Source organism: Candidatus Nitrosocosmicus oleophilus, from assembly GCF_000802205.1.
Classification (GTDB): domain Archaea; phylum Thermoproteota; class Nitrososphaeria; order Nitrososphaerales; family Nitrososphaeraceae; genus Nitrosocosmicus; species Nitrosocosmicus oleophilus.
In genome coordinates this window covers 2,737,560-2,762,890 of sequence record NZ_CP012850.1, presented here as the reverse complement: position 1 = coordinate 2,762,890, position 25,331 = coordinate 2,737,560, and the positions used below count along the sequence as shown (strand labels likewise).

Below are 25,331 nucleotides of genomic sequence, written 5' to 3'. Positions count from 1 at the left end.
ATTAACGAATCATGAATAGGATTTATTCATGATTTATGATTAACCGATCGTAAATCATAAATTTTTTTTTCAATGCCGTTAATCTATTATGTGAAAAGGTATCCATATCCAAAGGCTATTTCTAATTAATCATTATCTTGTTTATTCTCGCTAAATCTTGATTCAGAGGTTGATCCATTGAATTGGTGGTAACATTTGCTATCTTATCTGCAATCTCCATTCCCTCTATAACCTTTCCGAATACAGTGTATTGACCGTCTAAGAATTTTGAATTATTTAGTACAATAAAGAATTGAGATCCCGCACTGTTTGGATCAGGCATACGGGCCATGGATAGTATTCCCCTTTCATGGGGTATTTTGTTAAATTCTTGATTTATGGTATACCCTGGACCTCCAGTTCCCCAGGTATCTCGACTAATGTTACTATTCTTTGTGTTTGGATCGCCAGCCTGTATTACGAATCCTGGTACTATCCTATGAAATACTACTCCATCGTAAAACCCGCTGTTAGCGAGATCTTTAAAATTCTTGACATGCTTTGGGGCCACATCAGGATAAAACTCAATTTTTATTGGTCCTTGAGTAGTTTCGATAGTTGTTGTGTTGTTTACGGAGGTCAGGTTATCTATTGCAGTACCACTACTATTTGGCATGAAGCTCTTATTCGCAAGAGCAAAAGTTGTCGAATTAGCATTAGCCTGATTGACATTCCATTTTATTGAGTTTAGTAAATGATTAAAAATTGCATTTGTTTTATTGTATTGATCAGTATTGGTAACAAATACGAACCTATAAATATTATCGTTATGAGATAGGAATGTATTATTAGATACAAAAAGGGATTTTTCTAGACCATTATCGATCAATGATATTAAGTAAGACAAACCAGTATCATCATGAATACTCATGGGTGTAATATCTTCCACTAACATTAGATATGAATCGTTTAGATTCATGTTAAGATGAGATTCCTTTGCATGTAGAACTACATTCGAAAAATCCGTAGAATTTTGACTATAAATACTAGGACTAATACTGAATCCATCCTTCTCTATGCTGCCTATCTTTAAATCCTTATCGGGATCAAACCGAGTTTCTTTCCCCTCCTTTTGCAAATGAACGTCGATAGGATATTCCAATGATAAACCTAGATTGTTGCTTGTATAATTTCTCCAATCCTTGTTTTTGATATCCGCTTGCTCAATTTTCTCTTGGGCCAACTTTAATTGATCTTCCAAAAGTATCAAGTCATTTAAGTTGGATGAATTCATTGAGGGTTGGTTACCCATTTGCAATCCATTTGACTCAGTTGATGCATTTGGATCTACCATAAATGAATAATTTGAAGTAGCATCCGATAAGAAACTGGTATCATTTATTGAAAGTTGACTATTACTTTCTTGTAACATATAAGCGGACCCATTGCCTAATACGACTCCGATAAATATTGGTATCAAGATTTTAAGTGACATGTAAATTCCTTATTTGATCTGAAATATAAAGTGATTCCAAAGTTAAGCTGATAATACTTAAATTTCTGATTTCAATTCCTCCTTTGTTTTTGCATGTATATTAAGAAGTAAGAGTTCAAACCTGGTTTTTTTATTTATGTGTTTATTATTGTCATCTTGACAGCCCAAAGCATTACATCTGCACTATCTTTGTAGCCATATTCAATAAGAATTATTGTGGATTCAGTTAGAGTTAATCTAAGAACCACCATTATTTGCATTAGTATAATTATAACATAATTTTATCCAAATCTCAACATGCAAGTTCAATAACCTAAGTGTGATTTCAAATACTGACTATAGCTCATGTGAGTAGGATTGACCGGGACTACTCTGCTCTTATCTTAATGGAGCGTATCCCGCAATACTCCTTTTCCCATCCAACCCAGTGTATTTAGTGCAACTTTGGATTGCCATGTTCACTCTGACGATACTTGAATTAACGCGCAATATATTATTAGTACAAGAACATTCTGTATTTTGTGAAAGTCATGGGTAACACCTGCACTTGGTCGTAAACAAAATGAATTAGGTCTAAGGTTGAGACTTTATATGCTTACTTTTGACCACTTTCTCATATTTGATGGTATCTATAGCCATCAAATGAAAAATCCTACCAAGATTTATTTCCAGAGAAAAATAGTCTAATCTTTATAACGTATGTCGCTCGAAATAACTATCTGTTTGAAGGTAGGCGATCATTGTCTCATCTAATACGATAAGTTCGTTTTTTGATAACCTATGATTGATATTATTTATACCCTGAAATAGAATTTGGCCCTTCTGATTCCACAATTTCTTTATACTATGAATAGAGTTGTATATTTTACAGGAACAGTCGGCAGAAATTAATTCTAGAATTATTTGTCTCTCTGTAACACATATGGCGGATTATAAAATGAAGCTGCTGCAGTAACTATGTCATCTCAAATCAAAAATGTTGACTAACAATTTTTGTGGCCTCTGTTATCAACTATGAGGTAAAAAAGGAGAAAGAAAAGGTAATACTGGGAATCGAATGATAATTCTAGGTTAGTTTCTTTTTGTTCTTTTTTGACTAATCTAAATATTTTTTGGATATGACAAAAGTAGAGTATGAACATCAAATCCATTTTTTTGTAACGAATTTATTCTTAAACTTGGAAAAACTTTTTGGCTATTCAAACTCTGATTGCTAGCTTGAATGTAGTCATCCGGCCGACTTTTAATTTTTTTCATCTTTTAATAAATGAGCTGTGGATATATTTCATATTATCTAATGTTAGGACAATCTTGGTTTACCCTCATCAGGTTGTATTACAACATTGGATCATATTTTTATGATTGAACTGTTGCATCCTTTCATAGATGAAAGCTTCTGACCTATTTGTCAAGTGCCTTGAGGCTGAAAATGTCGAATATATTTTTGGAATCCCTGGTGAGGAAACAAATGATCTTACAATATCAATATCAGAATCAGAAACTATAAAATTTATCTTGGCGAGACACGAACAGGCGGCTGCATTCATGGCAGATGTTTATGGGAGGTTAACAAATAAAGTCGGTGTATGTCTCGCAACACTTGGTCCGGGGGCTACTAACCTTACTACTGGGGTAGCAAGTGCTAATATGGACCGATCTCCACTGCTTGCAATTACCGGTCAAACTGAAATTACCAAGATGCATAAAGAATCTCATCAGAATATGGATCCTGTAACAATGTTTACTCCAATTACCAAATGGACATGGTCTATCAGAGATGCCGATGGTATACCTGAAATTCTGAGAAGGGCTTTCAAGATTGCTGCTGAAGAAAAAAAAGGGGCAACTCATCTTGATTTACCAGTTGATGTGGCGAAAATGGAATCATTATTGCAACCACTAAGTCGTAAAAGTGGTATAGTATCGGGCCCGACACGATCAACACTGCATGGTGCCTCTAAAATGATATTGAATTCAAATGCACCTGTTATTCTAGTCGGAAATGGCTGTATTCGGAACAACGCTTCAAATATTATTAGAAGGTTTGCAAATTTAACCGGATTTTATTCAATGAATACCTTCATGGGTAAGGGCGTGATCTCAGATAATTCACCAACTCATATGGGAACTATTGGGATAAAAGAATCCGACTACGCATTACACGCTTTGAAATTAGCCGATGTTGTAATTTCTATAGGATATGACTTGGTTGAATACAGTCCTAAAAATTGGAATGGATCAAATCTAAAAAAAATAATTCATATTGATTCTACTTCTGCGGAAGTTGATAACTACTACAATCCTGACATAGAAATTTCTGGTGACTTAAACTTAACCATAAATTTACTCATGAATTCTGTAAAGAGATACCAGAATGAAATTCAAATAAATTCTATCAATAAACAAGAAATAACTCTCGCGAAGGCAAGATTTCGAAAAATTAAGAAAGAAGTGGATTGGCGTGTTGAGCAGTTTATGGATGATGAATCTTATCCTATCAAACCTGAAAAACTAATTCATGATGTTAGGAATGTACTTTCTTCAGAAGATATATTGATATCAGATGTTGGAGCTCACAAATTGTGGATAGCTAAAATCTTCAAGACTTACAGTCCCAATACCTGCATAATAAGTAATGGATTTTGTTCGATGGGATTTGCACTTCCAGGAGCAATTGGTGCTCAGCTAGCTTGTCCCTCTCGGAAGGTGGTGGCAATGTGTGGGGATGGTGGTTTCTTGATGAATGTTCAAGAACTAGAAACAGCAGTACGATTACAACTTCCGATCATTGTTGTCGTATGGTGTGACTCGGATTTGGGTGTGATTTCTACAAAACAAAGGTTAGAATTCGGAAGGAACGTTTTTACAAATTTCAATAATCCTGATTTCGTCAAACTTGCCGAGAGCTTTGGGGCAAAAGGGTATAGGGTAACCAGTACGGACGAATTTTCTTACGTCTTAAGGGAGGCAACAAAGTCTTTACATATCCCTGTAGTTATAGCGATTGATATCGATGCTGATCGCAATGAGTTACTTTTTAGAAGTGATCGATTTCATGAATAGTTAATCCCAGGCAATATAATCACGTCATTTATGCAATAGCGTAAAGTAGATGAAAATAAAATACATAGTAGATTGATATTCTTTCCAGCGAAAGAAGTGATTCTTGATTTGAATGGCTTGATTCCTATTGAGGCAATCAGATCTTATTATATTGACTTGATTACCTTCGGAATTGATATACTAGCTGCTTCAGTTATTATCATTTCGGTCATTATGGCCTTAATTTCCTTTCTCAAAATCCTTAAGAATCCAATTAAGGATCAAACTATGGATAAGGAATCAATCAGGTTACGATTGGCTAGAGGTATTTTACTAGCGTTAGATTTTGAAATAGGAAGTGATATTATTAAGACGATGCGAATTCCAGGAATAAAAGAGCTTCTGATTTTGGGAGTTATCGTTACCATTCGAATAGTATTAAGTTGGTCGCTATCAAAGGAAATAGACAGACACAACAAGATGACCTAGGGTTTGGTATGTTAATAGATAATAATAAAAAATTCTCGCATTAGGCGCATGAGCCTGAAAGGGTGTTAGAATGATTACATTAGAAGCTATTGTTCTTTTTTTAACTTATGTCATTGACGTAATCGCGATTAGTATTATACTTATTACTATAGGACAGCTACTATTGTTACTACTTCGCAGGGCCTTAGTCGTTGATTCAAAAAAAATCCCAGCAAGCAAATTCTTTTTTCATATTTTCATGAAGCATGTGAATGTCATATCAAATGACAGTACTAGAGAACCAAAAATCTCTATAATTCCTATTTTAGCGAATGGATTGTTATTCGCATTAGAATTTGAATGTGCCAATGCGGTTTTAAGACTCATCTTAGTAATTTCGAGTTTATTCAGAGAGGGGCCTAATCCAGATATCTACAATACTATAATATTTTTCGTGGGAATTTTTGCTATTCGTATGATAACATCATTTACCATAAAGAAGTTTGATCTGTAACAGAATTGCTTTTAATTGTTCCATATTGTTTTCAAAGGCATATTACCAGTTAGTAGGGGGTAAAATTTGGTTTCTGCTGACATATGGTTTAGACAAAATCAGTGGGAATAATAATAAATATAAGAATCATTGATCTAGTTTTTCTTAGCTATAGGGAATATTTCTACTTCTATTATGAGAATAGAACTAGAATAGGCTGTAGAATTAATCCTCATAACGAATAAACTAGGCAGAATTACCATTTTTAGATCTAGATGAAAAATTTTGAATCAGGAGATTTTGATTTCGTAAAGAGTGTTCAAGACCGGGTGTCTTATAGTCTAGAAAATAGAGGATTGCTCATCGATCTGTCTAATGATTCATGTAGGAAGTATTTACAAAGGAAAGTCAATAGCAAAACAAATGTTGTAGTGATGTATGTGGACATAGCAGGCTCTACTCAACTGTCCCATGACCTACCATCACTTGATTTGGCCTTGATTATACAAATCTTCTCCCAAGAAGTAAGCCTGTCTATTGAAAAATTCGGAGGGTATGTGCTAAAATTCGTGGGAGATGCTGTGATCGGGCTATTCCCATCAGACTATGATCAAAAAAAAGCAACAATAAATTCTTTGGATTGTGCGCGCTACATACAGAAAGTAATAGGGAAAGGGATCAACCCAGTATTTAAGAAACAATCAATCCCTGAAATTTCTGTGAAGATCGGCATTGAATCTGGTAGTGCACATGTTTTACTGTATGGAAAAAATGTTGCTCACGCTCATATCGACCTGATAGGGTTTAGTATAAGTATAGCTGCTAAAATTACATCATTATCATTTCCTGGGGAAGTTATTGTAGGTCAAAACATTTTTCATAATCTTGATTTGAGCCAAAAGAAATATTTTGTTGCTCTATATGAAGAACGAAATTCAAAGTGGGATACTGCCATGAAGTACAATAGCAAATTAAACTATAGAATTTATAAATATATCAAAGAGGATAGTTAAATCTAACAGTTTAGATCGTACTATACTATTTTACAAATATTTTAATCGCTTGAGGAGGACAGACATTTTCGCACGCCAAACAAAAAATACAATCCTTTTCTCTAATCATAAATGGTTTCCTCTCTGAAGCAGGATGTCCTGGTGTATCAAGCCATTCATAAACATTTACAGGGCATGCATCAATACAAGCACCATCTGAAATACAAATGTCAAAATCAACGCACACATCAGTACCCCAGATCCCGAGCTGTCCAGGTGCATCGTATGGACCCCATACTTGGATTCCGTGAAACTTCCCTGCAGATTGTCTCTTTGACTTAAAGCCAGTATCTATTGGACCTTCTGCTGCCTGGTAGTCTGTTCCAGTGCCTGTCAATGGTAGGGATGAATTGGCACCGCCCTCACTCATACTGGGTGCTACAACTTGTTGAGGTATGGATGCAGCACTTGGTGGGGCACCACTTACTATCTGGGTAGCTTGAACTGGGATGTTTGCATTCCGTGTACCGGAGACTTTCTTTAGTTTCTCAGCTTCTGCATTAGCAAGAATTTTTTGTCTTTTTATGGGACATAATTGCGAGTGAACCTCTATTATGCTCTGCAGCGTAGTTGGATTCAAATGAATTAGTAAAGAACCACAATCTTCACAGATATATTCTGCAACTGTAGATGACAATAGTTATCTATCCTCAATTAGGTATTTATAAATTTGTCAAAACCTGGGTTTGACTGTGAAATCAATAATTTTATATTATTTTTTTATATGACACCTCTATTGAAAAAATATGAATGCGTAGCCATGGGCGGTACGTTTGATATTTTACACATTGGACATATTGAACTGTTGAAAAAATCATTTGAGATAGGAAAATTCGTCATAATAGGTTTATCATCAGATAATTTAGTAAAAGAAAGATTAATGAAAAAAATAAACAATTCATATGAAGTACGAAAACAAAATCTAGTCAAAATCATTGAGATGGAAGTTGGGTCCAACTTCTACGAAATTACAAAACTTGAGGATGTATTTGGACCGTTAATGTTTTCCGAAAAAGTTGATTGTATGGTAGCAAGTACTGAAACGAGTTACAAAGGAAAACATGTTAATGAAGTCAGGACAAGAATGGGTCTTCCTGTAATTGATATAGTTTCAGTTGAATTGAAATTGGCCCAAGATGGCTTACCAATTTCTTCCAGTCGTATAAGAGCAAATGAGATTGATCAGATGGGCAATACAATAAAAAATAAAAAATAATCTTATTTTATCAAATAAATTTAATACCCAGTGATAAATTTTTTAAGTTGAAATTAGTTTCATAAAATGAAGAATGGAACTGACGATCTAATACTAGATTATTGTAATAATATTACAAATCTTGGCGGTGGATTGGACCCGGAGGTACTTGCGTATTGGTACAAACGCGTTGAGGACAAAGCTAAGGAAGTTTGTAGTAAAGAGTTAGGTGAAAAAATAGTATTTACTCAGAATCGAATTCTTTGGATGAAGTTTGAAATTAAATTGTCAAAGCGTGCAGTTCCTTTGGTTCTTGAAACCATAAGAGATTTTATGCCTTTGATGCCATACGCGACGGCCTTGTATTTTGAGAAAGTCTATCAACTCATTCTTGATGAGTTCAATAGGGATTATGTGTGAAACAATTTTTTTATAATTTGGACTATTGAGCTACTGCTTCATTTAAACTGATGATGACCACATCCCCTACATATTTTGTATCAGTAACTTGCCCCTTTCGCGATAAAAGTTCCTCAAAAAATTGTTCCAATTTGTGTGAATTAATTTCATCCCTGAACATAATGCTATGATGGGAACCATCTTTGAGCCTTACGACGACCTCATTGTCGATTGTTTTTACTACATTGCTAACAAATAGTGAATTATCCTTTTGTGGGGTAAAAATGCTTGTTAACTTTTCCGCTTCATAACTGTCTTGACAAATGAATTTAAATTTCAACTTGAATTCAAAAACAGCGTTTAATTAGAACCAGCATTATCATCTTCAAAAAAATCTTTTCCATCAATCATAAAATCCTTGATCAAATTTTGTGCCTTATCCCTCTTTATTTGAATATCTTTAATAAATGGTTTTACCTTTTTTATCATATCGCCCTTACATTCTCCACATAGCAAATTACCACCAGTACAATCATTATATCTCTCCTGAGATTCCTTTTCGGTATCGAAGAGATAATTTAGATACCAATATACTGGACAAATATTGGCATTTCCACCTAATTTACGTTGGAGGGCTATTGTTGGTTGACCCCCGGTAAAGGTATTTTTGATTTTAGTCTCAAGGATCTCGGGCTCGTCCACAGTAAACAATGCAGTTTCGGGCCTTGAGGATGACATTTTCCCTAGGCTAGTAAGTCCTGGAATAAATTTACTATGGATCTGGGCTGGTTTGGGGTAGCCCAATTTTTCTGCTACGTCTCTGGTCACTCTCCAATAGGGATCCTGATCAATTGCAGCTGGTATAAGCACAGGGGTAGGTTTGTTCTCAAATATTGATGGCAGGAAGCAAGGTGCACCCTGAACAGGTGGAAATCCTATCATTCCAATGTTAGAAGAATTAGAAAATCCAAAAACAGCCTTTGCTGTGGAGTAAGTGATTTTCTTTGCTATTTCTATAGATAACGGGTACAAATATTTGATATGTTTGGTATCAACAATTATCTTGGTTCTTTTTGGATCAAATCCTATCGAAATAATGTCTAATATGTTTTCATATGTATATTTTTGAATGGCTTCCATATCCAAATTACTATTAAACAGAAATTTTTCATCGTCTGTCAATTGGAATATTAGGTTAACATTGAATTTTTCTTGTAAATATTTTGTGAATAACCATGGCATCAAATGTCCGAGATGAACTAAGCCTGAAGGACCTCTTCCTGTATAGAGATAAAACTTGTTGCCTCTCTTATACTCATCAAGAACCACATCTAGATCTCTGTGGGAAAAAAAATATTTATTTTTGAGAAATGGGTGTATTTCCCCAGTAAAATTTTTGATTTTTTCAATTAAAGTATCATCTATGGCACGGGTACCAAATTTTTCGATCAACTTTGAGTAGTCAATATCTCCCTCTACTTCCCAGGGAGTAACGACAAAATCTTTAACTCTATTAGGATCTGATTCTGAATCATTATCCGTCTCTATTTCATTAGAATCTATCGTCATGTTACTTTTCTCAAATGAAATGCTGTCCTCTTCACTTGGCATCCTTAAATTATTCTTTAAATAACCAAAGTTTAAACGTTTAAAAATACTTGCACAAGTTTTCTAGTTATATTGGATAAGGATGAAGTACCAGGCAGGGATACATCGAAGTTTGAAAATAACTCCAATCTTTCGATTTCATCATTGCATCCCATAGAGAAGAAGCTTCTGACCGTAATGCGATTGGTAGAGGCTGATTGGGTAACCGAATCTGAGATTGTAAGAAGGTCAGAATTGACATCAGACCAAGTGCGCAGAGGGGTTGAATGGTTAAGGTACAAAGACTTGGTTCTAATCACTGAGGATACGGACTCTAAAATCGATTTGCATCCTGATATGTCTGCTATGGAACACCTTGTTCTCCCAGAAAGGAAACTTGTCGATATTGTAAGTAAGGGAATAAACAAATTGTCAGAAATCATAAAGAGTGAAGAGTTTAGAGGCAATGACAAGGAAGTTTTTGGAGCGATTCGGTATTGCAAAAAAAATAACTGGATTAGCATAATTGATGACAAGGTAACTCTTCTCCCCGATTCGCATAAACCATCAAGTGAGGAGAATTTCATGGCCAAATTAAGAATTAAAGGATCAGTTTTAGAATCTCACTTTGATAATGAAGATAAAAAGGCATTCGAATCATTGAAAAAACGACATAATATCCTGATTACAGAGAAGTTGGTAGACAAGAAATACAGAATTGCCCAAATTAGTGTTCCTATTATTGATTCATTGCTATTAACCGGCGAGAAAGTTGTTAGAAATTTGACTCAAGAGGTTTTGGTTTCTGGAAAATGGAAGGATCTAATTTTTGAACAGATTGATGTAGAGGCTCCATTGCCATTGCTAAACTATGGAAAGAAGAATCCTTTGGTCGATTTCATAGATGAAGTCAAAGAAATTTTGGTAGGTATGGGTTTTAGCGAGATCGAAGGAAACTTAACGCAGTCATGTTTTTGGAATTTTGATGCATTATTTATCCCTCAAGATCATCCAGCTAGGGATATGCAAGATACATTTTATCTGAAATCCCAAAAGGACCTATATTCTCCTTTACCAAAAAATACTCAATTACTGGAATATGTGTCAAAAATTCATAGGGAAAATTGGCAATATGATTGGAATATTGCAGATTCTAAACCATACGTATTGCGGACTCATACCACTCCAGTCACACTCCAATATTTGTCTGAAGGTAAACCTGAGAAAGATAAAGTTTTTCTGATAGGACGTGTATTTAGGAACGAAAAAGTTACATTCAAGCATCTAGTTGAATTTCATCAAGTTGAAGGGATTTACGTGAATGAAGATGCCAATTTAAGGCAACTAATCGGAATTCAATCCGAGTTTTATTCTAAACTTGGGATAAAGAAGATAAAGTTCTGGCCCACCTTTTTCCCTTATACCGAACCTTCTCTTCAATCAATGGTGTATAATGAGAAATTCGATAAATGGATTGAATTGTTTGGTATGGGGATTTTTAGGCCTGAGGTAACAAAACCATTGGGTATCAAAAATCCTGTTTTAGCCTGGGGAGGAGGCTTTGAAAGATTGGCTATGTTACGCTTTAATCTTGATGATATACGCGAATTATATTCAAACAATTTAACCTGGTTAAAGAGTGTCCCCAAATGCCTGTAGTAAACGTTCGAACATCCTTACTCTCAAAAATCTTTTCTGAGATGACTCTGGAAGAAATTATTGAAAAATTACCATACTTGGGTCTCGATATTGAAGGACTTGACGAGGCTAATGATAAAATTAGAATAGAGTTCAATCCCAATCGACCAGATTTTTCTTCTGAGAATGGGATTGTACGTGCTCTAAAAGGAATATTGGATGTAGAATTAGGATGTCCAAGTATACACGATCTTAGAACCTCTTCAAGTTCAATAATGGTAGATGAACAATTGAAAAATGTAAGGCCCATCATATATGGATTAGTTGCAAAGCGGGCTTTTCCAATAGATAATGAAGAATTAACACAATTGATATCCATGCAAGAAGATTTGCATAATGGAATCGGTAGAAACAGGAAAAAGGCTTCAATAGGACTGCATAATTATGATGCGTTGACCTTTCCCCTTTTATATAAAGGGGTTTCCAGGCAGGTCAAATTCATACCATTAGATGGAAAAAAAGAATGTAGCCTAGCCGAAATCCTTTCAGATTTTGACGTCGGAAAAAAGTATGGTCACATCTTGGAAAAGTTTGAATTCGTCCCTATTTTGCTTGACTCAAAGGATAAAATCATCTCGTTTCCACCTATTATAAATGGAAACACAACAAGAGTAGACCAAGCAACTAGCAATCTATTCATAGAAGTTACATCAGTGAATCCCAAGTCTGCTAAAGATATACTTTCAATATTATCGTTTGAGTTAAGCGATATGGGGTTTGATCTGTATTCTGTAATAGTCGATTCTACTTTTCATAAAAAAATTGTTACACCAATCTTAAAACCGTACAAACTACAATTAGATTTTAACTATGTTAATAGAATGTTAGGTCTCGAATTAACTCATGAGGAAATCTTGGTATGTCTTCAGAGAAGTAGATGTGAAGGTATAGACAAAGGTAGCGGTAAACTGGAATGCATAATACCTAGTTATAGAATAGATTTGTTTGACAAAGTAGACGTATGCGAAGAGGTTGCTATTGGTTATGGGATCTTCAATTTAGAACCATTACACCCCAGCACTTATTTTCCTGGTCGCAAGAATAATCAATCGATTGTTTTTGATAAAGTACGTGACATATTAATTGGTCTTGGATTTATGGAAATTATTAATCCTGATATAATATCTAAAAGCTTGGTCAGAGATGTTTTTTTGGAAGATGGTCATTCCGATAAAAAATTAGTTACTTTAGGTGATTCAAAAAATACTGAATTTGAGTTACTAAGAAACAGTTTAATTCCTTCTATCATCAATACTTTTTCTAAAAACATTCATGAAAAATATCCTCAGAAATTATTTGAGATTGGTAAGACATTTTCTGCAACAGAAAATGAAATCAGAGAAGATTGGTTACTTTGTGTTTCAATTGCACATAATACCACAGACTATACAGAAATTAAATCCAATTTAGAATCTCTTATGAAGTATTGTTTCAATGCGATTGTTACTACACCCAGATATGACACTAATTATTTTCTAACAGGTCATTCTGCAAGAATTCTCCTTAAGGATCAGAAAATTGGGGAGATAGGTGAAATTCATCCTCAAGTTTTGGAAAATCTTAACTTGCGTACTTTGATAACTGTTTTCGAATTCAATTTATCGACAGTAGTTAATATTTTGAATCTCGACCAAATTCGTATAGTATAAGGATTTGTAGTCTTGCGAATACAAATCTACTTAATAAAAGATCCATGAATAATTCAAATACCCATCTTCAACTAAGCTTTACTTCCGAATTCTAAAGTGTCTTGGCAGCTTTATGAATCTAGAGATAATAATGACCATTTATTGCTCAAGTGGCTTTTTTCCAACTGTGACCCTACTAGTTAAACGATATATAGCTGTTTAATTTTATAATCATTAATCCCCGTCAGAGAGTGCGCAATGAGTTATACACGGAGTGTAAGGCTAACTATGATTTTGCTGTGGGTCAGTGGCGGGGTACAACACAATAATATTTGGTGATTTCTATCTATTCAAACCCTCGAGATGTCCTTCTTGCTCTAACTTGTCTGCGTGTGCACTGATGTATCTCCAAATTATGTCTGCTTTATCTGATTGGAAATCCCAAGGTGCAATTAAAACTAGGTCATTATCCCGTATCCACATCCTTCTTTTTATCTTCCCTCTAATCCTACAAGTCCTAATTTTTCCGTCAGAACTTTTTACAATGATATTATCACCGCCTACCAATTTAATTACTCTTCCAAATAACTCTCCTTCCTGGGGCATGACCAGTTCCTTCAAGTGAGCTTCGTTTAAAACTTTACGTTTGCCTATTTCTAATCAATGGTTAGTGGCCCAGGATTAAATAAAAACTTTTATTTTTAGCCATTTATCATTGATTAAATGAACGAAAATTGATTTTTACTTGTAAATGGCATATTATTTTACGACAGGTTTGGAACCGCCGTCTGCAATTTTGAAAAGTAGACTTTCATTACAGTAAAACGCAATTCAACCTTGCATTTGGCAACGAACATAATTTTGAGATAAAAACGATTTCCTGAATCGTTAAATTTTTAAATAATGTAGTCAAACATTATGTTGATAAATGTCAGAAGAATATTCTAAATCAAATTTAAAAAAAAATTAACTTCTGAGGAATTTGAGGTATGTGTAAATCGTGGGACTGAGCCACCATTTTCTGGGAACCTTTTGTACAATAAAGAAGATGGCGTCTATACGTGTAAGTGCTGCGGTTCTATTTTGTTTGATTCTGATAGTAAGTATGATTCGAAGTCTGGTTGGCCAAGTTTTTGGGCTCCATCAAATAATGAGAATATTAGAGAAAAAATCGACTATGATTATGGTATGATTAGGAAAGCAGTAGTTTGTTCAAAATGTGGATGCCACTTGGGCCATCTATTTGATGATGGTCCCAAACCAACTGGATTGAGGTATTGCATTAATTCCTTGTCGCTAGATTTCAAGAAGAAGATTAATCCTTCCTGATGGGAAGGATTAATCTTTAGATTAAATTAGAATCCTAAGTAAAATATATAAAATAATCCATGAAGTACCATTATTGACAAAAATCATGGTTAGTACACCAGTTAAAAGCATAATGACGATATTCATATTTCTGCTCATAATTCCCTTATCTAATATTATCCTCTACTCAAACAACGACAAAAGTATTCTTGTTTTCTCCAAAGTAGTAAATCAAACTGATGACTCTGGATTTTCTGAGTTATATAACCTCAGCAATAACAAGAACGATTCCGTATATGGACAGATTCAAAGCATTGATAAAAATAACTTGTCACTTGTATGGCAGGATTCAAACTTTAAGACACAAGCATCAAATTTACAGGATAGAAATTACGATATTTTTTTTAAAAACGTTAATTTAGGTAATATTTCAAGTGGTGAAACCATTAACATCAGCAATAATTCTGGGTTTTCAGAACATCCACATATCTCCTCGTCAGGAAACAATGTCTATTTGACGTGGGTTGACAACTCCAATGGTCATAAGCAAGTATTCCTCCGAACCAGTGATAACGGCGGTAAGACATTCGGTGAAAGTCATTTATTGAGTAACGATTATGTCAATGCATCTAATGTTGATGTTTATTCAAATGATAAACATGTATTCGTTGTCTGGCAACAAACAAATTCTACTCACTCTTCTGTTGCCCTGCGAGTCAGTGATAATCTGGGTAAATCATTTGGTAGTGAGAAAATTCTTTCAGATTATAGTAGAGATTCCTATCCAAAGGTGTTTGCAGATGAGCATAATGTGTATGTTTCCTGGAATGTAGACGCAAATAATCGGTTTCATCCCAGAGTCATTCAAGAACAAGAGGGGTTAACAGGCAATAAGCCTGGAATATATTTCATTAAGAGCGAAGACCTTGGAAAAAGTTTTAGCGGCCCAGTTAGATTCGATTATGAAGATAGCTTCGCTAACGGTAAATCACAAGTGTCCGCTTTTGATAATTATGTATACGTAACATGGGTTCAGAGGGACTCGGTAAATAAATTAGGAAATCTGTTTACTGCAAAAAGTTCTGATGGTGGTCAGAATTTTACAACCGATCAAATTCCTATTTCTGAGGACCAAATCCTTGATGCGGCTAATTTAGATACATTCGCTTATCAGGATAAATTATTCACCTCATTTGAGGGCAGTCTCATAGAACCTGGATTTAATAATAGCGAAGGTACTGAACCAACATTCAATAAGGAGATCTTTCAGTTTATGAGGGACTATGATCAAACCGGGGAATATACAATCTATAATTTGAGTTTGAATTCTGGTATATCAGAATGTCCTTCTATTACAATTAATGCGGTGGACAATATTGTTTCAGTATCCTGGGAAGATTATACTCCTGGTAATCATGAAATCTTTATGCGGTCTATTAATTATTGAACGGTTTTGTCCCACCTAAATGAATAAGTTTTGAGGAGAGTCAGGAGGAATAAATTTCGAGGTGAATCTTATCTGATCCTTGATTGGACCTTTCAAATCCATGAGAGTGTATGCGATCTATAGAGGAGTTACAATTTTTGCAAATCCAAGAAGAAGTCTCTAAGCAATTATTACATCTCCACATTGCAGTTAGCACCAAACCACACCTTCTGCAAGAATCTTCATTAAACATTAATTATCTACCTTAATTGGGTTTTTAGGCTATATAAATATTACAACACATTTTATAAAAATTATATTGATTTAACACATAATTTGAATATTTCGTTAGTAATTAACTATAGTTCAAAACTTATTATACTTTGTTACTAAACAATTTTTCTAACTAGGGGGATCAAAATCAGTAAAACGGCTGTAACAAACATGGAGATGATTTTTTTTAAGTTTTTCCATTCTATTACTCGCCTATATTCTCTGCAAATAGTTTAAGGCAAACGCATATCGCTGTCAAAATGCTCGTATCTAACAGTAATATTTTACTCGGGGCATTTCATTACATGAAAATGTCACAAAACTCGGAAGTCCGGTTTATTCTCTTCATTTTAATTGAAATTAATTCAATGTAATAGGGGGACTATCTTATTCATCATCGTCTTGTAACGTCTGTATTTACATTCTATGAATATATTCTTTAGGTCTAACCATAAGTTCTGCTCTGGTACATAAGCTACTCAGTAATTATGGCCGCATGGTAAGGTTTCTTGCACTTTGGACACATAGCATGATCACACACACATTCTATACAGTAATCACTGCTTTCCTCAAACTCCATTTTATTTCCTTTATAAAAACAAATTTCGCAAACTACTTTTTCCATCTAAGTCATTAGTATGTGGATATAATACTTTATTTAATAGTTTATTATACCGCTGGATATCTCTTAAAGTGAAACTATTTTGATTGCTTCATCCCTAATACGGTCAATATCCGATTGAGAAGAAGCGGATATACACAAAATATCTGCCTTGTATGGAATGGTTATCATGGTGATTTTCTTTTGTCTAATCAATAAGTAGTCTACCGGGCCAAATTTTGCTGAGAATGATTGAAAAAAGCTGATATTGGAGAGAGACTGCAGATACATATCCTGTTCTTCGTTTTGATCAAGTAATGGCTCAATTCCTTTTCGGAATCCGCCTTCTATAACTTCACCTTCCCTATTTACGATTCCAACAAACCTTACGTTTTTATCAATTGCAAATATATCATTGCAAATATCCTTAGTCAATCGGTCTTGAAGATCATTTTTCTTGGACATTTCTATATCTATCACTTTTGTGAGGAGAATATATATTTAGATCTTTATTTAGGTGACCAATTTCTTTGATTTCTTGTTGTCAAAAAAAGTCATCTTTGAAGTCTTGTAATATATTACTTCACCTCGCCGCTCTACAACCGCTATAACAACAGACTTGCCCATATTTTCAACCTGTTCAATAGCATCGGCAAATTCCGACGCTTTGATGTTGGTTCCCTCATTTAATCCAATAGATATGTATTTTGATGTTTTCTTATTGTATTCTCCTCTTTCGTAGATTCTAAAATCTGTTCCGAATCCAAAGCCGTCTTTGATTACATACCCTTTGCTTCTCAAATCCCTAAAAATCAGATATTTTGTCAAGATCTTTTTGTCTTTTTTGATCAATGTCTTCAAAAATGTAGAAAAATCATATTCTATTTTGCTTCTGTAAATCTTAATTTTATTATTTTGAAGTAAATATAAGCTTTCAAGACTGTTTAAAACGTATTCTTTATTAAAAATCTCTCCAAACCCCTTGTTCCGTAATTGATCTTGCTGTTTTGCCTCAGGAACAACTATTTTTCCTTCCTTCGCATGGTGAACTGCCTCTATCATGAAATTCGAATCAATATTCTCTTCGTTACTAGTTTTCATATCATTGGAATTTTCTGTAGGAAATGATGACAAATCTAGATCTGTGGGTTCACCGGTTTGAGAGGATTCGGTAGGGTCATTGTGAGAATTATTTCCTGAGGACATAACAAATAAATCACAGCCAACAGCCTCATTTATTTATTAAAGAGAGGAATATTTGTGAAAGGTGTAAATTATAGAGAAATTCGTGGTATGCCTTATGTAAGGCGTGAGTATATTAAAGGTAAACCTCAAATTAAGATTGCCAGGTTTGCATCTGGCCAAGCAAAAGGAAATTATGATTATTTAGTTGAACTAACTGTTACAGAACGAATTCAAATTCGTCATAACTCTCTTGAAGCTGCAAGACTCGCGGGCAATAAAACAATGGCTCAAGCAGGCGATATGAGCTTTTTTTCACGACTAAGGGTCTATCCGCACGTAATCTTAAGGGAAAATAAGATGATCGCTACAGCTGGTGCAGATCGTCTTCAGGAGGGTATGAGACGTGCATTTGGTAAAGCCACAGGCTTGGCTGCACGAGTTGAGCGAGGAAGAACCATCTATGAAGCACATGTTACGAAGGAAAACCTGGAATTAGCCAAAAAGGCATTCAAAGTAGCTTCAAGTAAGGTGGGGTGTCCAACTATTACTAAAATAACTCCTATTAAGAAGGATACAATCCAAGGCAAATGATGGCCGAACTTGGGTCTGTTCAGTCACACAAAAGTAGTAGCTCAAGGATCCTAAATCTTTTAGTCTACTAACAATAACAGGGGACAGAACCCTCACTTTGATTTGGTTGTGGTCTGTATTTGTGCCCGGTTCTAAAGAATTTGGACATGAAACCAGATTATTTATTCGTTCTCAATGAATTGATGAATTTGGTTGTCTACGACAACCCACCACCACCTAATTGGATGAGTAAATTCTATTGTCAAAGTCAAATTCATCACTAGTATATTTTTTATGCAGCAATATACAAAGACACGTCAATTAGGTTATTTGACTAAGGGTGTTGGTTTATAACTTTTGAGTATTTTCATAAGATAATTCTAATGGGACTTGAATAAAACCACAATATAGTCGCAAATTTTATGATTTACAGTAATAGTAGGAATAAAATATGTAAATTATGGACTTCAATACATCCTTTATGGAAATATTTATATCATTACTGTTATGCTAAAGATCTGTGAAGTTAAATTAGAGATGTAAGATTTTAGTCTGGGCCAACCCATGCATTAGATGATGGCATGAACTAATGTTATATAAGCATATTCGTAAATGTACAGACATATATTGGAAATTTACGACAGTATGTGTATACCTTTGTATACTTTTTTGTATACATGGTGTCGCTTTTGCAATTAAATAATTAGTAGGGATATTAGCCGGGAAAATGCTATACTTAAGACATTGTGGATATATACTATAAGTAATCTAGCGTCTTGACTATTTTGGCTTATTTGAGTTTTAGACTCGCCAGTGCAAATATGATATGAATGTCCTTTAGTTCTAATCATGCCCAAAAGGAATGATATCATGATATCAAATACATCTTAAAGATCTTACAATGTTCCTCTTTTTAAAGGACGGAATTGCCTTAGGGGTTTTATTTCTTAGATATATGAATAATTTCGAATTTGTTAATCTCTAATCGATTCAATCGGTTGTTCACTATTGTGTTATCGATCAAGGCTCTATAACGCTTTACCATGTATATTTCATAAAGCGATTTCATACCAAAAATTACAGGTGTTTCGGGATTTAGGTTAGTATTATTGCCCGAATAACACTGTATTTCTATAGATCAGTGTCTTAGGGATGGGGAGGGTTAAGGGTTTGAATGCATCCTTAGGTTCGATGACCTCAAGGCAATACCTATAGATTGTAAGACGTTTCGTGGAGGCAGTTCTAATTTTGAAGGAAATTGGTTATGTTTTTGAACTGATGGATTCAATTATTTGCTCTGTAGCAAAATTTCACAACAAATATTTTATAACCAATAATTTTTATCTCTTTTATGGGACAGATAAAATTCATTACAGATTTTGATGATCAGTTTTATCTTAGTAAGAGAATATTTGTTCGGGTTGATTTTAATGTAAAGGTTAAAGATAATGCTGTTAGTGAAGATTATAGAATAAGATCTGCGATTCCAACTATAGAATATTTAGTAAAACGGGGTGCCAAAGTTATTCTGGCATCCCATCTAGACAGACCTTCTGGCAAGGACTTGAGATATTCATTACGACCTGTATCAAAAAAACTGGGTGAAATGTTATCCTCCTTCAATGCCGGAGTTACTTTTTCTGATGATTGTATAGGCAAGGATACTATTGACCTGATAAACGGGTTGAAAAATGGTGATGTGTTATTACTTGAGAATTTAAGATTTTACTCTGAAGAGGAAAAGAATGATCCTGTTTTTTCTGAAAAACTTGCCAATTACGCTGATATTTATGTAAACGATGCATTTAGTACTTCCCATAGGAAACACTCTTCTACTTATGGAACTGCGAAGTATTTCGACACTAGGATTGCTGGTTTTAATCTTACCCAAGAGTTACAATACTTATCCGTATTGAGAGAAAATCCTTCAATCCCCTTTACTCTGGTAATCGGGGGTGTGAAGATCAAGGATAAAATTGGAGCTCTGAATCATCTTTTACCCAAAGCTAATAAGGTTCTCATAGGTGGGGCTGCTTCGTATACCTTCCTTAAAGCAAAAGGTTATTCTGTTGGGGATTCTCTTATTGAAGAAAACTATTTACCATGGGCCACTAAGGCTTTAGGGGATCATAGCGACAAGATAATTCTACCAATTGATCATAAGGTGGCTACTTCGGATAATAGTAGTCAATACCATATTGTAGAAGCGGATATTCCAAAAAATATGAAGGGATTTGACATTGGGGATAAGACAATTCAAAAGTTTAGTTTTGAAATTCATAATAATGGATTGGGTACAATTTTTTGGAATGGACCAATGGGTTATTTTGAAAAAGAAATATTTTCTAACGGAACAAAGAGTGTTGCTGTAAGCATGGCTTTGGCATATTGGAGAGGGGTTAAGACTTTGATTGGAGGAGGTGATACCCTCGAGGCCATGAAGATATCTGGGGTGTCAGAGAAGGAAGTAACTCATGTGTCCACTGGAGGTGGTGCTACTCTGAGATTTTTAGCGGGAGATGAAATGCCTGGAATAGATATTTTACGCAATTGATAAAATATAGCGAGTCTGATAGACCCCACTGGTCAGGAAACCATTACAAGTTCAGTTTCATATGGCATCCGATCAAGATAAATCGAGTTTACATTTTTTGTTAAATGTAATCACTGATCAAGATAATAACATACAATTTTGAATATATGAACGATATGGACGAATTGATCTTTTTTGTCAAGTACCCTGTTGATATTCTTTTTCATTCACATCAACTAATTTGACTAGAATTCTTACGATAATGATCATATTCTAAAAGGCTTCGTTTTTCATTCATTCAGATCAGGTCCAACTCTGATGTTCATTTGAGTTGTAATTCAAATTGTAAAATGACTGGTAAATCATTTTTTTGATATCAATAATCCATAGAATAAATGATACTCTATAGAATAAATAATTGTCAAGTTAATATTATTCATTAATTTTGACTTCAGCATTAATAGCAGACTATTACGATGCCATAGTCGGAGGTGGGAGTGTTTCTGGACTAATGGCGGCCCGCGAAATGTCGTCTAGAGGTCTTAAAGTTCTAGTCCTAGAAGAAGATCATGAAATTGGAACCCCAGAACATTGTGGAGGAGTTGTCAGCCAAAAAGCGCTCGAAGGTCTCGGAATTATACCTAGATTAAAAACAGTAGATAATGAAATAAAGAGCGCCATAATTCGGTCCCGGAATAGCTCATTTGACATGAATTCTGAAAATCAAAGAGTAATAGTGATAGATAGAAGGTCTTTTGATAAGGAGATAGCACTTCAAGCTCAGAAAAATGGAGCTGAGATTAACACTAGGAGTACTATTGTTTCCGTTAGTTTAGAAGAGAATCAGTTCAAAATTAAGATCCAAGGGGGAAAAGTATTCGGTAGCAAATTTTTTGTTGATGCTCGTGGAGTTGGAACATTAGTCAATAAAGGAAAAAGGAACATAATCCCATCAGGCCAGTTTGAAGTTTATGCTCCATGGATAATGAAAGACACAATAGAAGTAATTTTTGATTCAGACCTATACCCAGGCTTTTTTGCCTGGATTATTCCAACTGGTGAAGGAAAAGGTAAGGTAGGTGTAGCAGGTAAAAACATAAATCCAAATTTATCAATAGAAAAATTCCTGGAATCTCGGGGCAAACCATATTCAATCATTAGAAAAATTTATGCCCCTATATGGATTAGTGGATATGTCAAGCCATTTTTTAACGGTAGAACCGTAGTTGTAGGAGATGCTGCAGGGCAGACCAAACCTACAACTGCCGGAGGAATTTATACGGGAGGCATGGGAGGAATTTATGCTGGTCGTGCCATATCCGAATCTATTTTAGATGGCGGTGATACTTTGAATTTGGACCAGTATGAGAATAATTGGTTGACTCGATTTGGAAATGAGTTTGATAGGTTGCTCTTATTTAGACGAATACTTGAACGTTTAGACAATAAGGCTTTGGACAAAATATTTTCCGACATATCAAAAAACACATTGGAAAAGATCTCTTCTACAGGAGATTTTGACTTCCACTCTTCCGCTCTTAAACGTTTCATGAATACTCGGATGACCATAAATTTGATGCGTACTCTTATGGGAAATGAATATCGCAAAATAGTTAAGGATTTAAGCAAGATATAAATGCGGTTTGCAAGCCTTTAGATAACATGTCTAAGCAGTTACAATTACCTGTTTGTACCTCTTGCAACAGACCTATCATGCCTAACGATGCATGTGTAAGGTTTTATTGTCCAAATTGTGGGTATGTTATCATCTGGAGATGTCAGAGTTGTAGAGAATTTGCCAGACCTTATAAATGCGTAGGGTGTGGATTCGAGGGACCGTAATTAATATGACTAGACTCGTTGCACGGATCAAAATTCTTCCAGCAGATTCAGAAACTGATATGGAATCGTTAGCAAATGTTCTAAAATCAAATGTTCCTGAGGGAATGGAATTGAAGGCACACGCTAAAGAGCCGATAGCATTTGGCTTAAATGCGCTTGTGGGAGATTTCTTATTAGATGATGCCGAGGGAGAAATGGAAAAGCTAGAAGAATCCATAAAAAAAGTTGAAGGTGCTGGAGAAATACAAGTCATCAATATTAGCAGACAGTCTGTAAAGATGAAATAATATCTAATAATTAGCATCCGGTTAGATTTGAAAAAAAAAGATAAATCTCTCACTGGTTCCCACAAGGCAACAACTATTAAGATGAAGGTTGCAGAGTGCCGAATTAAGGATGTAGGAAAGAAAAAAGCGATCCTAGATCGTATTTCAATGGAGAAATTGGGCGTTACTGACGGTGATGTAATAGAAATTGCCGGGAAGAAAATAACTACCGTATCTGTTTTTGGTTTTGAGGATAAGAATAAAAAAAACGGCTGGATTCATATTGATGGCCAGACTCGACAAAATGCAGGTATTAGCCTTAATGATTACGTGTTGGTTAAAAAGACTGACCCTAGACCTGCTGAAAGAATAGTATTGTCATGCAATACTTCCAAGAATTTTTCCGATGAGTTTAATTTATATCTAAATAATCGATTTGAAGGATATCCAGTAACAAAAGGTGAACAATTCACCCTAAATTTTTTAGGGACATCTTTGGAGTTTAAAGTCTCTAGTTCAATCCCCAGAGAGGTGGTAAAAATTACTAAGTTTACCAAAATAGTAATCAAAACTGGAATCGAAAAACTCTACCACGATAGCTACCACGTTACGTACGAGCAAATCGGGGGCCTGAAAAATCAAATCACACGTTTGAGGGAAATAGTAGAACTTCCACTCAGGCATCCAGAAGTATTTTCAAAAATCGGAATCGAACCTCATAAAGGTATTCTCCTTTTTGGTCCTCCTGGATGCGGAAAAACTCTCATTGCCAAAGCGTTGGCAGCTGAATCAAAGGCAAATTTTTATATCATTAATGGACCCGAAATTGTGAACAAGTATTATGGCGAAACTGAAAGCAAACTAAGAGAGATTTTTCAAAAAGCCAAAGAATCTGCTCCTAGCATTATTTTCATCGATGAAATTGATGCTATTGCACCTAAAAGAGAGGATACATTTGGGGATGTAGAAAAAAGGGTTGTAGCGCAATTATTGGCTCTAATGGATGGAATGTCTGATAGAGGAAATGTGGTTGTATTAGGTGCTACAAATAGGCCCGATAGTTTGGATCCAGCTTTAAGAAGACCGGGCCGGTTTGATCGTGAAATAGAAATAGGGATTCATAATGTGGATGGAAGATTCGAAATATTAAAAATCCACACCCATGAGATGCCGCTTGATTCAGACATTGAACTCAGAGACTTGGCCAAATTATTAAATGGATATACAGGTGCGGACATAAAGGCTCTCTCCCGGGAAGCTGCAATGAAATCTATAAGAAGAACACTAACCGATTTTGATTTAGAGAATCAAAATCAAGTACCTTCTGAAATTTTAAACAGCATAAGAATTAATCAACAAGATTTTATCAACGCTATGAAAGAAATCATACCAACCGCATTAAGGGAATTCTATGTTGAACCAACAAACATAACTTGGGATGAGGTTGGGGGTCTAGTTAAGGAGAAAAGCTTGCTAAGGGAAAACCTGTTATATCCAATCATCTCTCCTGAAAAATTTTTGAAGATGGGAATAAAGCCAGCTAAAGGGGCGTTAATTTTTGGTCCATCTGGATGCGGAAAGACCCTACTAGCCAAGTCCTTTGCGAATGAAGGATCCATGAATATCATTTTTGTTCGAGGACCAGAAGTGTTATCAAAATGGGTAGGAGAATCAGAAAAGGCCATAAGAGAAATATTTAGAAAAGCTCGATCCTCTTCTCCGTGCATAGTTGTTTTCGATGAGTTGGATTCTCTTGGTAGACCACGTACCTCTGATGATGTTTCAGGAAATGAAAGAGTTTTATCTCAAATCTTGTCTGAAATGGATGATTCTGGTAACTTTGGAGTAATAGTAATTGGGATAACTAGCAGACCAGATCTCTTGGATACCTCGCTACTGAGACCAGGAAGATTTGACCTCATAATATTTGTCAACCCACCGGATGAGATTTCTCGGAACGATATCTTGTTGAAAATTACCACTGCTATGCCCATATCTTCTGACGTAGATTTGAAGAAGATATCGTCGCTAACCAAAGGATTTAGTGGAGCAGATCTAGTGGCCCTTTGTAGATTTGCTGCAATTAATGCAATTCACAAGAATTCGGAGATGATTTTTAATGTCGATTTCGAAGAGGCACTAAACACTGTAAAACCATCAATAACAAATGACATACATAACTGGTATTCATCAATAGAAAAAAAATTGACTACTGCAATTCCAAAATTTCATGATAAGATATTTTATGGTTAATTAGATTTAGAGAAAAATATTTTATTTCTAAACCTATA

Annotated in this window: 23 protein-coding genes; 16 read left to right on the top strand and 7 right to left on the bottom strand. The window is 35.0% G+C overall.

The window, feature by feature from the left end; all coding sequences use genetic code 11:
* Positions 1-121 precede the first annotated feature (121 nt).
* On the bottom strand, positions 122-1,474 hold the full coding sequence (locus NMY3_RS16750) for a peptidylprolyl isomerase (protein ID WP_231100082.1): 1,353 nt from the start codon (positions 1,472-1,474) through the stop codon (positions 122-124).
* A 1,386-nt stretch (positions 1,475-2,860) separates the two neighbouring features.
* Here NMY3_RS16750 and NMY3_RS13265 point away from each other — a divergent pair.
* The 4 genes from NMY3_RS13265 to NMY3_RS13250 all read left to right on the top strand — a co-directional run bounded on the left by NMY3_RS13265 (position 2,861) and on the right by NMY3_RS13250 (position 6,490).
* On the top strand, positions 2,861-4,537 hold the full coding sequence (locus NMY3_RS13265; protein WP_196816308.1) for an acetolactate synthase large subunit: 1,677 nt from the start codon (positions 2,861-2,863) through the stop codon (positions 4,535-4,537).
* A gap of 72 nt (positions 4,538-4,609) precedes the next feature.
* On the top strand, positions 4,610-5,005 hold the full coding sequence (locus NMY3_RS13260; protein WP_196816307.1) for a DUF1622 domain-containing protein: 396 nt from the start codon (positions 4,610-4,612) through the stop codon (positions 5,003-5,005).
* Positions 5,006-5,075: 70 nt separating this feature from the next.
* Positions 5,076-5,498: a hypothetical protein gene (locus NMY3_RS13255; RefSeq protein ID WP_196816306.1), complete on the top strand. Its 423-nt coding sequence runs from the start codon at positions 5,076-5,078 to the stop codon at positions 5,496-5,498.
* A 254-nt stretch (positions 5,499-5,752) separates the two neighbouring features.
* Positions 5,753-6,490, top strand: coding sequence for an adenylate/guanylate cyclase domain-containing protein (locus NMY3_RS13250; protein WP_196816305.1), 738 nt, complete (start codon positions 5,753-5,755; stop codon positions 6,488-6,490).
* A gap of 25 nt (positions 6,491-6,515) precedes the next feature.
* On the opposite strand, the gene NMY3_RS16745 is transcribed toward NMY3_RS13250, so the two are convergent.
* Positions 6,516-7,166, bottom strand: a complete 651-nt coding sequence (locus NMY3_RS16745; RefSeq protein ID WP_231100081.1) for a 4Fe-4S dicluster domain-containing protein — start codon at positions 7,164-7,166, stop codon at positions 6,516-6,518.
* A gap of 99 nt (positions 7,167-7,265) precedes the next feature.
* On the opposite strand from NMY3_RS16745, the gene NMY3_RS13240 reads away from it, so the two are divergent.
* A complete protein-coding gene (locus NMY3_RS13240; protein WP_231100080.1) occupies positions 7,266-7,745 on the top strand; it encodes a phosphopantetheine adenylyltransferase in 480 nt (159 codons plus the stop codon).
* A gap of 66 nt (positions 7,746-7,811) precedes the next feature.
* On the top strand, positions 7,812-8,144 hold the full coding sequence (locus tag NMY3_RS13235; RefSeq protein ID WP_196816303.1) for a hypothetical protein: 333 nt from the start codon (positions 7,812-7,814) through the stop codon (positions 8,142-8,144).
* A gap of 22 nt (positions 8,145-8,166) precedes the next feature.
* Here the strand turns inward: NMY3_RS13235 and NMY3_RS13230 are convergent, their stop codons facing one another.
* Both NMY3_RS13230 and NMY3_RS13225 read right to left on the bottom strand, forming a co-directional pair.
* Positions 8,167-8,463, bottom strand: coding sequence for a hypothetical protein (locus tag NMY3_RS13230; RefSeq protein WP_196816302.1), 297 nt, complete (start codon positions 8,461-8,463; stop codon positions 8,167-8,169).
* Between the two features lie 20 nt (positions 8,464-8,483).
* Entirely contained in the window at positions 8,484-9,734 is a 1,251-nt protein-coding gene (locus NMY3_RS13225) for a tryptophan--tRNA ligase (protein WP_231100079.1), read from the bottom strand.
* 69 nt (positions 9,735-9,803) lie between these two features.
* On the opposite strand from NMY3_RS13225, the gene NMY3_RS13220 reads away from it, so the two are divergent.
* Positions 9,804-11,369 (top strand): phenylalanine--tRNA ligase subunit alpha, encoded by a 1,566-nt coding sequence (locus NMY3_RS13220; protein ID WP_196816301.1) that lies wholly within the window; start codon positions 9,804-9,806, stop codon positions 11,367-11,369.
* Positions 11,360-13,057 (top strand): phenylalanine--tRNA ligase subunit beta, encoded by a 1,698-nt coding sequence (pheT, locus tag NMY3_RS13215; RefSeq protein WP_196816300.1) that lies wholly within the window; start codon positions 11,360-11,362, stop codon positions 13,055-13,057. Before NMY3_RS13220 ends, pheT begins: the two co-directional genes overlap by 10 nt.
* A 321-nt stretch (positions 13,058-13,378) precedes the next feature.
* Here pheT and NMY3_RS13210 read toward each other — a convergent pair whose 3' ends face one another.
* The gene (locus NMY3_RS13210) at positions 13,379-13,690 is read right to left on the bottom strand and encodes a translation initiation factor eIF-1A (protein ID WP_134482826.1); all 312 of its coding nucleotides are present in this window, start codon (positions 13,688-13,690) and stop codon (positions 13,379-13,381) included.
* Positions 13,691-13,984: 294 nt separating this feature from the next.
* On the opposite strand from NMY3_RS13210, the gene msrB reads away from it, so the two are divergent.
* Complete coding sequence (gene msrB / locus NMY3_RS13205; protein ID WP_196818576.1) at positions 13,985-14,365, top strand: peptide-methionine (R)-S-oxide reductase MsrB; 381 nt, start codon at positions 13,985-13,987, stop codon at positions 14,363-14,365.
* A 73-nt stretch (positions 14,366-14,438) separates the two neighbouring features.
* Positions 14,439-15,791: a glycoside hydrolase gene (locus tag NMY3_RS13200; RefSeq protein WP_231100078.1), complete on the top strand. Its 1,353-nt coding sequence runs from the start codon at positions 14,439-14,441 to the stop codon at positions 15,789-15,791.
* Positions 15,792-16,731: 940 nt separating this feature from the next.
* Here the strand turns inward: NMY3_RS13200 and NMY3_RS13195 are convergent.
* The gene (locus tag NMY3_RS13195; RefSeq protein WP_196816297.1) at positions 16,732-17,109 is read right to left on the bottom strand and encodes a DUF6659 family protein; all 378 of its coding nucleotides are present in this window, start codon (positions 17,107-17,109) and stop codon (positions 16,732-16,734) included.
* Between the two features lie 48 nt (positions 17,110-17,157).
* Complete coding sequence (gene endA, locus NMY3_RS13190; RefSeq protein WP_196816296.1) at positions 17,158-17,850, bottom strand: tRNA-intron lyase; 693 nt, start codon at positions 17,848-17,850, stop codon at positions 17,158-17,160.
* A gap of 54 nt (positions 17,851-17,904) precedes the next feature.
* Here endA and NMY3_RS13185 point away from each other — a divergent pair, with 54 nt between their 5' ends.
* The 6 genes from NMY3_RS13185 (at position 17,905) to NMY3_RS13160 (ending at position 25,293) form a co-directional block, all read left to right on the top strand.
* Positions 17,905-18,420 carry a 50S ribosomal protein L16 gene (locus NMY3_RS13185; protein WP_231100077.1) on the top strand — a complete coding sequence of 172 codons (516 nt, stop codon included), beginning with the start codon at positions 17,905-17,907 and terminating at the stop codon, positions 18,418-18,420.
* A gap of 1,330 nt (positions 18,421-19,750) precedes the next feature.
* On the top strand, positions 19,751-20,953 hold the full coding sequence (locus tag NMY3_RS13180) for a phosphoglycerate kinase (protein WP_196816295.1): 1,203 nt from the start codon (positions 19,751-19,753) through the stop codon (positions 20,951-20,953).
* Between the two features lie 424 nt (positions 20,954-21,377).
* On the top strand, positions 21,378-22,568 hold the full coding sequence (locus NMY3_RS13175; RefSeq protein WP_231100076.1) for an NAD(P)/FAD-dependent oxidoreductase: 1,191 nt from the start codon (positions 21,378-21,380) through the stop codon (positions 22,566-22,568).
* A gap of 26 nt (positions 22,569-22,594) precedes the next feature.
* The gene (locus NMY3_RS13170) at positions 22,595-22,774 is read left to right on the top strand and encodes a zinc finger domain-containing protein (RefSeq protein WP_134482821.1); all 180 of its coding nucleotides are present in this window, start codon (positions 22,595-22,597) and stop codon (positions 22,772-22,774) included.
* A 5-nt stretch (positions 22,775-22,779) separates the two neighbouring features.
* Entirely contained in the window at positions 22,780-23,061 is a 282-nt protein-coding gene (locus NMY3_RS13165; protein ID WP_196816294.1) for an elongation factor 1-beta, read from the top strand.
* A gap of 81 nt (positions 23,062-23,142) precedes the next feature.
* Positions 23,143-25,293: a CDC48 family AAA ATPase gene (locus tag NMY3_RS13160; protein WP_196818573.1), complete on the top strand. Its 2,151-nt coding sequence runs from the start codon at positions 23,143-23,145 to the stop codon at positions 25,291-25,293.
* The last annotated feature ends 38 nt before the right edge of the window (positions 25,294-25,331 follow it).

Bases quoted from the DNA above. Each gene is read 5' to 3' on its own strand.
- NMY3_RS13250 (WP_196816305.1), top strand. From the start codon at position 5,753: ATGAAAAATTTTGAATCAGGAGATTTTGATTTCGTAAAGAGTGTTCAA.
- pheT (WP_196816300.1), top strand. From the start codon at position 11,360: ATGCCTGTAGTAAACGTTCGAACATCCTTACTCTCAAAAATCTTTTCT.
- NMY3_RS13165 (WP_196816294.1), top strand. From the start codon at position 22,780: ATGACTAGACTCGTTGCACGGATCAAAATTCTTCCAGCAGATTCAGAA.
- NMY3_RS13180 (WP_196816295.1), top strand. From the start codon at position 19,751: ATGGGACAGATAAAATTCATTACAGATTTTGATGATCAGTTTTATCTT.
- NMY3_RS13265 (WP_196816308.1), top strand. From the start codon at position 2,861: ATGAAAGCTTCTGACCTATTTGTCAAGTGCCTTGAGGCTGAAAATGTC.
- NMY3_RS13170 (WP_134482821.1), top strand. From the start codon at position 22,595: ATGTCTAAGCAGTTACAATTACCTGTTTGTACCTCTTGCAACAGACCT.
- NMY3_RS13255 (WP_196816306.1), top strand. From the start codon at position 5,076: ATGATTACATTAGAAGCTATTGTTCTTTTTTTAACTTATGTCATTGAC.
- NMY3_RS13235 (WP_196816303.1), top strand. From the start codon at position 7,812: ATGAAGAATGGAACTGACGATCTAATACTAGATTATTGTAATAATATT.
- NMY3_RS13195 (WP_196816297.1), bottom strand. From the start codon at position 17,109: ATGTCCAAGAAAAATGATCTTCAAGACCGATTGACTAAGGATATTTGC.
- NMY3_RS13160 (WP_196818573.1), top strand. From the start codon at position 23,143: ATGAAGGTTGCAGAGTGCCGAATTAAGGATGTAGGAAAGAAAAAAGCG.
- NMY3_RS16750 (WP_231100082.1), bottom strand. From the start codon at position 1,474: ATGTCACTTAAAATCTTGATACCAATATTTATCGGAGTCGTATTAGGC.
- endA (WP_196816296.1), bottom strand. From the start codon at position 17,850: ATGTCCTCAGGAAATAATTCTCACAATGACCCTACCGAATCCTCTCAA.
- NMY3_RS13225 (WP_231100079.1), bottom strand. From the start codon at position 9,734: ATGCCAAGTGAAGAGGACAGCATTTCATTTGAGAAAAGTAACATGACG.